General features: G+C 43.6%; 8 protein-coding genes and 1 pseudogene. 1 reads left to right on the plus strand and 8 read right to left on the minus strand.

The annotated features are described in order from the left end of the window. Window positions 1-48: 48 nt before the first annotated feature. The gene (locus tag H6G75_RS30175) at window positions 49-1461 is read right to left on the minus strand and encodes an MATE family efflux transporter (protein WP_242051696.1); all 1413 of its coding nucleotides are present in this window, start codon (window positions 1459-1461) and stop codon (window positions 49-51) included. Window positions 1462-1849: 388 nt separating this feature from the next. Here H6G75_RS30175 and H6G75_RS30180 point away from each other — a divergent pair. Beyond that, window positions 1850-2212, plus strand: a pseudogene (locus H6G75_RS30180) (DUF4351 domain-containing protein); the annotation flags it as partial. A 94-nt stretch (window positions 2213-2306) separates the two neighbouring features. On the opposite strand, the gene H6G75_RS30185 reads toward H6G75_RS30180, so the two are convergent. From H6G75_RS30185 to H6G75_RS30215, 7 genes are all read right to left on the minus strand, one after another. Then, on the minus strand, window positions 2307-5540 hold the full coding sequence (locus H6G75_RS30185; RefSeq protein WP_190983585.1) for a plasmid replication protein, CyRepA1 family: 3234 nt from the start codon (window positions 5538-5540) through the stop codon (window positions 2307-2309). Between the two features lie 187 nt (window positions 5541-5727). Next, window positions 5728-6357: an alpha-ketoglutarate-dependent dioxygenase AlkB gene (locus H6G75_RS30190; protein WP_242051697.1), complete on the minus strand. Its 630-nt coding sequence runs from the start codon at window positions 6355-6357 to the stop codon at window positions 5728-5730. 196 nt (window positions 6358-6553) lie between these two features. After that, entirely contained in the window at window positions 6554-7315 is a 762-nt protein-coding gene (locus H6G75_RS30195; protein WP_190983586.1) for a hypothetical protein, read from the minus strand. 41 nt (window positions 7316-7356) lie between these two features. Then, window positions 7357-7812: a DUF1392 domain-containing protein gene (locus tag H6G75_RS30200; protein ID WP_190983587.1), complete on the minus strand. Its 456-nt coding sequence runs from the start codon at window positions 7810-7812 to the stop codon at window positions 7357-7359. Continuing rightward, window positions 7796-8065, minus strand: a complete 270-nt coding sequence (locus H6G75_RS30205; RefSeq protein ID WP_190676550.1) for a hypothetical protein — start codon at window positions 8063-8065, stop codon at window positions 7796-7798. The genes H6G75_RS30200 and H6G75_RS30205 overlap by 17 nt, the downstream gene beginning before the upstream one ends. 110 nt (window positions 8066-8175) lie before the next feature. Continuing rightward, window positions 8176-8991 (minus strand): hypothetical protein, encoded by an 816-nt coding sequence (locus tag H6G75_RS30210; RefSeq protein ID WP_190983588.1) that lies wholly within the window; start codon window positions 8989-8991, stop codon window positions 8176-8178. Window positions 8992-9095: 104 nt separating this feature from the next. Beyond that, a complete protein-coding gene (locus tag H6G75_RS30215) occupies window positions 9096-9248 on the minus strand; it encodes a hypothetical protein (protein WP_199338086.1) in 153 nt (50 codons plus the stop codon). Window positions 9249-9404 lie beyond the last annotated feature (156 nt).

Below are 9404 nucleotides of genomic sequence, written 5' to 3' on the forward strand. Positions count from 1 at the left end.
AACTGTATATACTGAATCAAGCTTTTACCTGCGTCAAAAGACAAGATGTCAAACTTCATTCCGACTCACTACTTCCTTTTTCCACCCAGATGACAAAATCCTAAATCTCACAGTTAAAACTGTCGCCGCTATAGCTAAAGCAATTGCTAATCCGCACCATAGACCAATTGGGCCATAATTAAACCAAATTCCCAAAGTGTAACCAATCACTAAACCAATACACCAGTAAGCCACAATCCCAATTAACATCGGGATGCGTGTATCTTTTAGCCCGCGTAACGCTCCAGCAGCAGTGATTTGTATCCCGTCAACAATTTGAAAAATGGCTGCTACTGCTAACAATTTCACTGCCAAGATAACTACGTCTTGATTATTGGGATTGTTGATGTCAAGGTAAAGGGAAACAACCAACTGCGGCACTAGCCAAAATATAATCCCAGTGATGGTCATAGATAAAGCTCCCAGGGCAATTCCCACATATCCAGCCAGTCTCGCAACAGCTACCTTTTGTTCTCCAAGTAACTGTCCAATGCGTATTGTTGTTGCCAGAGAAATGCCTAAAGCGATTTGATATGACATGGAAGCTGTTTGCAACGCGATTTGATGGGCAGCTAAGGCAGTTGTCCCTAATTTTCCCATAATGAACATCACAACAGTAAAGAATCCTGCTTCCACAGCCATAAGTCCACCAATGGGCAAGCCTACCTGAAAAATTTGCCATAAAATACGGCGTTGCTGTTGGGTAAAATTATAGTTGGGTGAAAGTTGAAAGATTTTGTAAACTGCAAAGCGATGTTGAGTCAAGATATAAATCACCAGAGCAAGAAACATACTCCACAGTGAAAGTGTACTTGCCCAACCAATACCAGCTAATCCCATAACGGGTAATCCCAATTTGCCAAACATTAAAACATAGTTAGCGATAAAATTGAGCAGTGTACCTAAGACAATAGTTACCATGACTAATTGCGGTTGGGAGATCGCGGCAAGAAAACTTCTCAACACAGCGAAACCCAAACCAGGTATCAAACCCCAAGCGATCGCTCGTAAATAAGTTTGTGCTAACGTTGCTGTGTTTGTATTCTGTCCCAACAACACCAGTAAAGTTCCTCCATGCCAAAGTAGAACTGTAATTGGTATTCCTAACAGTAGAGATATCCCTAAGCCTTGTCTTACTATGTAACCTACTTGTTCTGGCTTTCCGGCTCCATAGGCTTCCGCAACCAAGGGACTGACAGCAGAAAGTGTCGCTGTAGTAATCAGCAAAAAAAATATAAATATGGAAGCACCCAAGCCACCAGAAGCAATGCTCTGACTTCCGAGCCAGCCCATCATAACTGTATCTACAAAAACAGTTGCCGATTCTGCTATTTGTGCGGCTGCTAATGGCACAGCTAATAACAGACATTGTTGAACTTCAGCAATTAGTCTGATTCGTCTGGTGTTATGACTATTCATCATTAAATTAAGTAGTTATGCAAAATAAATTATCCATTCAAGCCAATACTTTTCGGTTAAGCTCTCATCCTGTCAAAAATGGATCAGGTTGCACGCTTGAAACTATGATAAATTCGTGAGTAAAAGTCATTCCTAATTCCTTAACCGAGAGGTATTGACATCAGCTACCATTAACACCGGAAACGTTGTGGCTGAGAATTCTGGGCAGGGGAAATGTTCAGTCAAATCAATTCAAAATGCAAAATTATTAATTCAAAATTCAAATCAGTCGGGGATTGAACCCACAACTAATTATGAACCACTGATTATAAAAATCAGTGGGAGCCTGTACTCAAAATTACCTTAATTCAAAATTAATTTTCTTACTAATTTTGAATTTTGAATTCAAAAAAAGTCACAGGCGATTTTGGAATTATCAGCGTTACCATTGAATCACCCATACAAGCAAGCGACGCTAGAATTAGTTTACAACCTGCGGGAAAATTTAAGGATCAATCAAAATTTAGAATCAGATGACAGAGAGTTAATTATGCGACTAGAACCACTGTATCAGCAAGACCGCGAAAGAGCCAAACAAGAAGGACAGCAGGATGTAATTCTACGTCTACTAAATCGTCGTTTTGGTGAAATTGATTCAGCGTTGATTGAACGAATTCGAGGATTATCTATTGAGCAATTGTCTCTTTTAGCAGAGGCGTTATTAGATTTTTCCGTTGTGGCAGATTTAGAAGCTTGGCTAAACCAGCAAGCCTGATAACAACGCAAACTAAACTACCACCGCCAATAGCACCCCACAGACTTACAACCGTCCCCAAAGTTCACTCATACTTGCCACTGCCCCAAACAACTTACGCCATCCACTCCACCCAATCGGGAGCCGCCGCCACCAATTCCCCAAACACCACAGGCTCCGCCTCCTCAAACTGCATCATCACACCCCACCTTTCATCACTGCTAAGGGTAGAGAGGAACTCTTTAGCCGCTTCTAAGCCAGATTCAACCCGTTCCATAAACCCAGCAGCGTAAGATTTAATCTGCTGCCACCAAGCAGCTTCCTGTCCCTCCATATCCTGATTACTGGGAAGTGGTGTTATGTCAGTGATTGGTGTTGGTACATTTATATTACTAGTGACTGACACCGACTCCCGATTTAACCACTTCTCAAAAATCCCATCCCGCCCATCATCAGGAGCAACAAACTTATAAACACACTCCCGCTTCCCCCGCGGCCCCAACCGACCGACATACGACAACCGCAGACCAATCTTGTCCAACAATTTCTGTGCGATCGCCACCGGAGTAAATTTTTCAGAAACAGTCACGTTCAGATAATTCTTGATCAAGTACCGATTCTTCACCGCACGAACCTTAAACTCCTGCATCTTTTCATCCGAACCCCGCAACTTCTCCCCAAGCGTAAGCAACTGCAAAAGCTTCAGTTCTTCCAGCAACAGCACCGAAGACAACATCTGCCCCTTGTTAAAATCAGGCTTCCAAATCGCATTTTCCCCAGCTTCAGCCAGCCCCTTAGCCCGTTTGCTGTCCCGACTGGCTAAAAACTGTCGCCCCACAGTCAAGTAATAGTGCAGCCGCAGTTGGGGATACCAGCCGTCATCATCCTTCATAACCAAATCCGGCGTAACCTCCACTTCATAACGCCGGGACAATTCACCCTTACGCTGCTGATAACGTTCTTCTTCAGTCTTCACCCGCTTCTCCTGCAACTTCTTCAGTTCGGCATCAGACACATCATCAGATTTAGAAACTCCCAGGCATTGACCAGAATATAATTCTTTGGAAGCTGCTTTCACCTCTTTAACAACTTCCTTGGTTTCGTCAGGGTCAGAATCGTCGGCATCAATCACGGTATAGCCATCGACTTCCAACCCCTTCAGCACAAATTCCTGGTAACGGCGCATCTCGACGTTGATCACAGCACCACGCTTACCCCAAGTCTGCAACGATTCGGGCTGGAAATTCTGATCAATGAACGAATAATCATCATTGTCAGCCGCAGACAAAAGAGCGATATTTGCCTGGGTTGCGATATCCTGACTCCGCAATAATCCACCCATAGAAGTTGAACCATTGCCCACAGTCCCCATCCCGTATTGACTAACCCAGATGTGACGGTCAACTGTTTCCCGCAGCCGTGCTAACATCTGGCGTACAGAGTCCACAGGCTGTACTCCCTGGAATATCCCCCAGACTGAACTAAAATGACCTTTAATATCGATGGAGACACCAGTTTCCAAGCTGGGCGAGGCTATCACTAAATCGTACTGCGTGAGAATTTCGTTGAGATGAGCAATACACTCAAAGGCTGGGTGTTTTGGATCTAAAACTGAATGACTATCAATTCTGAGAATCCGTAAATGGGGGAATTTCTGCCGAAACCGTTGTTCCAGAGCTTGGGTTCCCCATTTAGACTTTGCTTTTTGAGCCGAACAACATAGTAAATGATGTCCACCAGCAGCGATCGCCTTGTCTAGTGATGCAATCAGATTCTTCGGATTACTGCCAGAGTAGTTGAAACATTTGCCAGACACTGACTGGTATTTGTTGACGATCACGAAAGGGTTAACTCGATATTCTCCCGCCAGAGAAAGAATGTACTTGATATCGGTATCGGACACATCGGCAGAAGACAGATAGATTTTACCGTGTTCGCTACCTAAGACGTTTTGAACCAACTGCTTGAAATTTCGCAGTATCGCTACCCGTCGCTTGGCCACATCTGTCGTAGAGTGGAGCAAATGCCAAAAAACTTGGTCGCATTCATCAATAATAATGACATCGTTTGACCAGTCGTTGGGGTTGAATCGCGCTTGACTATCTTTGTGCAACGAGTCTACGCACACGCCATACCCCAACAAACCACCTGTATCAGAGGTGTTAATCTCACTGACGTAATCAACACCGAAGCGATCGCACAATGCCTCACCCAGTTGTATGCGGTGGGTGATAATCAGCACTCGTCGCCCCTGGTCGTGTGCCTTGGCCACTTCCTGGGACAACCACTCGGTTTTACCTGTGCCTTTGGGAGCTTTGAGGACAATGAGCTTTTCGCCTTCAGGAGCAATCAGCCCACCCAAGAATCTTTGGTTGAGTGCGATCGCTGGAGGATATGTGAGTAGAGTAAACAGCTTGATTTCCCATAACTCCAAAGTTTCGGCGGTGTTGTACAGGGCGTGGAAAGCATCTTGTCCTTGGGCAACGACAAAATCATCAACTCCCTTTTCGGTTCCTGGTAAGTCAATTACTCGCAATTGACAACCCTCAGCAATCAGCAATCGCCCCATACGGCTGATAGCGGTTCGTACTCGCTGGACTGTTTCGGGCTTAGTATCGTTATCAAAGCAAATGTTGACTTGTCTGTTGGGTGTTGCGAAATGTTTTAAATCGGGAATCAGAGATGGTTTACCAATTGGATAAGCAGGGGAGCAGGGAGCAGGGAGCATGGGAGAGAGATTTTCCCCTCTGCCCCCCGCACCCTGCCCCTTGTCCTCTTCCTTTGGTGTACGATAGCCAGCGTTAACACCACTGATGGCGATCGCAGCATAACCAGCACTCAACAGACAAGCGGCTTTCTTTGCCCCTTCGACAATTACCACAGGAACGTTGTTCGTCCAAACCCAATGCCAGAACCCGCCCGGATGCTGTAAATCCTTGTCGGTGATAGGAATGCCGCAACGATTCGACACTTTTACCCAAATCTTCTTGGTGACTTGGAGAAAGAAAGCGCGTGTTTGCTCCCTGTAAGGATGCTCATACTTGATGTGCTTGTGTATTTTCTGCGGGTCACGCCGGGGCTTGTCTGGTTTGAAACAACCCCACATCATTAGAATATAGTCGTTGAGTGGGTCAACGCCGCTACACCACCAACCGCCGAGTTCAATGTGCTGGTATTTCTTCAAGTCCCTGTCCCGCAGTCGTCCGTCGTTGCGGCGGGAGATTTTATCGCTGTACAACAGGTATTCATAAGGTGTTGTACCGGAGAGTGATCGCACGTTGAGAGAAATCAATTCTTCGTCAACGCCACTCTTGAACCATTCTTGCAAGTGATGAGATTCGAGACTCATAATTTCCTCCGATAGACGCACGACAGAGTTAGCGGTATGAGTGCATACCGCTAGAACAAAAACAGAAATTAACTAGAAAACTAAATTAAGTAGTACATCCGAACTAAGTCACAAATACTTTACGCCATTCTGAAAAATTGGGTTGAAACTCAAAACAATTAAGGAGGCGTGATTGAACAAGTAGTTTTTATCTGCCCCCGGTGTGCGGTCGAAAAGTCAGATTGATCCTCGTCCACACCACTTTGTTTGTCTTCGGAACCTGATGTAAGTGAGTCGATTGACATCCAGGGTGCATCAACAGCAGACTGCCGTGTTCCAACCAAAAATCAGTGGCACTACCACCTATCGGTTTAATCTGGAATTTTCGTACTCCACCAAGACTGATTGATGCGATCGCAGGGTCAAGTCCCATTGATGAATCGGTGTCCGAATGCCACGCGATGGAATCAGAGCCTGTTCGATATTGGTTGCCGATGACTATACGAAAGCTGTATCCGGTGAATGCGATGATTCTGTCTCTCAATTCGGCAAGCTTTTCTGTCCAGGGCAGAGGTTTGAGCAGTACGCTTTTTGAGTAAAAGTAATTGCAGCCTTTGTCACCATACAAGCACTCTAATCGAGGAACATCAGTTGTCTTCCCCAGCATTCGTATTTGATTCTGTTGCCATTGCAGGTGCAGACAGTGTTGGTAGAGTTCGTTTGCTTCTTGAGTGGTTAGGAATTCTGGGTAATAGGTGACTGGTAGAACTGGCGTGGATTCGGGAAATAAAGTGAGTTGTTGCATATTATGGTTCTCCTGAGTTTGAAAGCATTGCAACTACGTCAAGCAAGTTTTAAGTTTTGTAAAGAGATGTGTTAGCTTGTGAATGGTGTTTTAACCACTCTTTCCTTTGGTATTTGAAGCGATCGCGCGGGCGGTTGCTTTTTACTTTTTCACCAGCCGCATCCCCTTCTTGTTATTACTCAAAGCCCCAGCCTGCTTTAGTGTTGCTGTACTGTTGTTGGGTGATGTACTAGTTTTGACCACTGGAAAACACCTCAATCAAAATGCTTTCGGGATACAAGCCGACTCTGCCAAATCTGGGGTCATGAATGCGTTCAATTTCTATGCCCTGCTTACGACACAAGGCACTGGCTTTTTTTCCTTTAGCACTTGCTTCTTTTGCTGATATTTCTAAACCTTGAAGATTAGCGAAACCCACGATGCTGTATTTATGGCCGGAGGGAGTGTTAAAGCGGTCTTGTTCAATTTCAACATCCTTAAGCCGGTGCAAGATTTCGGCTTGCTGTTGTTGCTGTTGGAGTAAACGTTGTTCTTGCTCGGCCATTTGTTGGGCGATCGCGGCGAGTAACTGTATCTGGGTGAGGGCAGATTCATTAGCCATTGTGGGTTTTGTCCAGCCGGTGATATCCTGCATCCATACACGAACACCAACACTTTCAAATGCTTCGCAGGCTAATCTTGCTTGTTCGCTACATCTCTTGCCTGCTTCATAACCGTAGTAATGGAGGATAGCAGCAACAGCGACATCAGGGATACCAGACTGCGCCCAATCTAAAATGTCTACACCTTCAAACCCTTTACGGATAAGCTTCTCAACCAATTTGGAACGAGAATTGTCTACGGCAGTTTTAAGACTTCTGGCTAATCCAGTGGCATCAACATCAGCTAATCTGGCTGTTGCCCGAATACTGGCCTTCCCTTGTCCATTGGGGTCAACAGAAATCTCTTGTTTAATCTGTTCGATGATTTGGGCTACTTCAATCTGTGACATAGTTTTATTTGTGTGATGAGTACAAAGTGTTGTGTTTGGACTTAGACATTTACTCTCACTAGGTCTTCTTCCCGCACCAAAGAAAAGCGATTGGTGGTGATGAGTGGTTGTTTAAAAGTAGGTAATGCCAATTCCACCAGATAGAACCAGGACTTCTCGATTAACTCAATCCCCAGAATTAGCCTTTGGTTTGTGCCGTGATTGGGAATTTTCAACAGTACGCGTTCTCCCAACACGAAAGCAGGTTTTTTCACGGTTCTGGGTTGTATATTACCAGTGGCAATAATTTGATGTTTAGTTGCATAGTGGAAATCATTTTTGACCTCGATAACGTAATTCCAACAACTTTTATCCCACTGCACACCTAAGCAGTAGCCGAATGTACGATTGGTTTTCAGGTAAACTTTCTCAAATAAGTTGACTTCAACGGGTGGGATGTTTTGTTTCCAAGGCGGAGATAAGAACCAACATCTTTCTAAATCAGTGATTGATTCCATTACGCTTTCCCTTCAAAAGATAATTAATGGCTTGAGAATCAAGGGCAGTAATCCGTTTTCTAATTTGATGTGGAGGATTTTCTAGAAATTGTTTGAGGTGTCCAATCCCGATTTCATAATGCTTGGGAGTATGTTTGTTAGCTTTCAGCCAACCACGCTGAATCCAAAAGCGAACTATTGATAAATTCAGAGATAGAATACTAGCGATTTGATGACAGGTATAGTTGTCTGAATCAATCAAGACTTTAGCCATAAATACCTCTCTTAAATTTGATGCCCCTTAAGATTTAGAAATAGAAGAAAGTGGTCAGAAGAAACTTTGAGATTCTTTGTCTACTTCCAGCCCCTGACTTATTTCCTTAGTCAAGCCACTCCAGCTTTTACCCCTTGTAACTGCTGCATCCAAGTCTTAATTGCTACTACTTCATCAACCTCACTTGCGATCGCATCAATCACTTGCTTTTGATAAGAAGATTCAGCATCGTTAGGGTTTTCAAACTTATCAGCAGCCCAAGCCAAACACATTGTTTTTACCAGTGAATCAATCTTGCTGACAGGAAGTAAACTCGGACGGTCAACATCTTGAAATTGCAGATATTCACGCACTAAATCAAGCGGATAATTCAACAAAGTCCGAATCTGTTTTATACGTAAATCTTGCGGATGTGGTGGTTGTTCTGGGGTTAATGAAAGGGATGCAGATGTCCCAGTTAAGCGTGATTGAATTTCGGTAATCAGAGATCCCCAGTCAGCGTTTGCATTCCATTCTCTGCGGATTCTGACTTTAGTAGTCGCATCATATAATCGACAGAACACCGTATTTTCTTCACCACTGGTAACAGCAATAGTCAAGGGTTTAGAAAAATCTTGTACAAGTGATGCAGCTAATAAAAATGTCTTGGCGAAATTAGTTTCAATGCCAGTTCGGATTACATAAACTTCATCAGCCGCAACAACAATATCTAACTTAATATTGTCCTTACCCTTGAATTCTTTGGCTGTCACTCGCAGTTCTGATAGATAACCTATTAATCCACGTTGTTGAACTGGAATAGTTTTATCTTGGTCAATGATGAAGTGATACCAAAGATATGATTCACCGTTTGATTCACCATTTTTGACATAAAGATAAACTGGTTCTGGTGGACTGCAAAAGCCTAGTTTGATCTCATTACTCATCCTTAACCTCTGCATTTATTGAGTGTGCAATAATAATTTTTCTGTGACACATACCTGAAATAATTGGCGAACACCTGAAAAGGCTGGTTCAGGTGTTCATCTTTTTATGAAGAAGTCTCTAAGTTAATAAAAGATTGTTGTTTGCTCTCCAGTTCGCATTTCAAGTAAGAAAGTGCTGTTTGAGCATCACCTATAGTTAAGTCTGGCTGATAATCAAGTGCTTGGTAATCAGAATGTTTTTCGATTTGAGTTATCAAGTATTGGGCAGATTCAACTAATAGTAATAAGAGGCTATTTATAAAGTAAATCTAAAGGCGAGTAGGAGGGGATGACGGCAAGAATTAAAATACCTGATATGCAGTGTATTTACGTAATTGCTTATGGCACGAAAGTCTTATCCCACAGACTTAAAT

The sequence above is a fragment of the Nostoc sp. FACHB-280 genome (assembly GCF_014697615.1).
In the GTDB taxonomy this organism is placed as follows: domain Bacteria; phylum Cyanobacteriota; class Cyanobacteriia; order Cyanobacteriales; family Nostocaceae; genus Nostoc_B.

What these genes read in the sequence shown, in the direction of transcription:
- H6G75_RS30175 (WP_242051696.1), bottom strand. Translation starts at nt 1,461, where the DNA reads ATGATGAATAGTCATAACACCAGACGAATCAGACTAATTGCTGAAGTT.
- H6G75_RS30185 (WP_190983585.1), bottom strand. Translation starts at nt 5,540, where the DNA reads ATGAGTCTCGAATCTCATCACTTGCAAGAATGGTTCAAGAGTGGCGTT.
- H6G75_RS30195 (WP_190983586.1), bottom strand. Translation starts at nt 7,315, where the DNA reads ATGTCACAGATTGAAGTAGCCCAAATCATCGAACAGATTAAACAAGAG.
- H6G75_RS30200 (WP_190983587.1), bottom strand. Translation starts at nt 7,812, where the DNA reads ATGGAATCAATCACTGATTTAGAAAGATGTTGGTTCTTATCTCCGCCT.
- H6G75_RS30205 (WP_190676550.1), bottom strand. Translation starts at nt 8,065, where the DNA reads ATGGCTAAAGTCTTGATTGATTCAGACAACTATACCTGTCATCAAATC.
- H6G75_RS30210 (WP_190983588.1), bottom strand. Translation starts at nt 8,991, where the DNA reads ATGAGTAATGAGATCAAACTAGGCTTTTGCAGTCCACCAGAACCAGTT.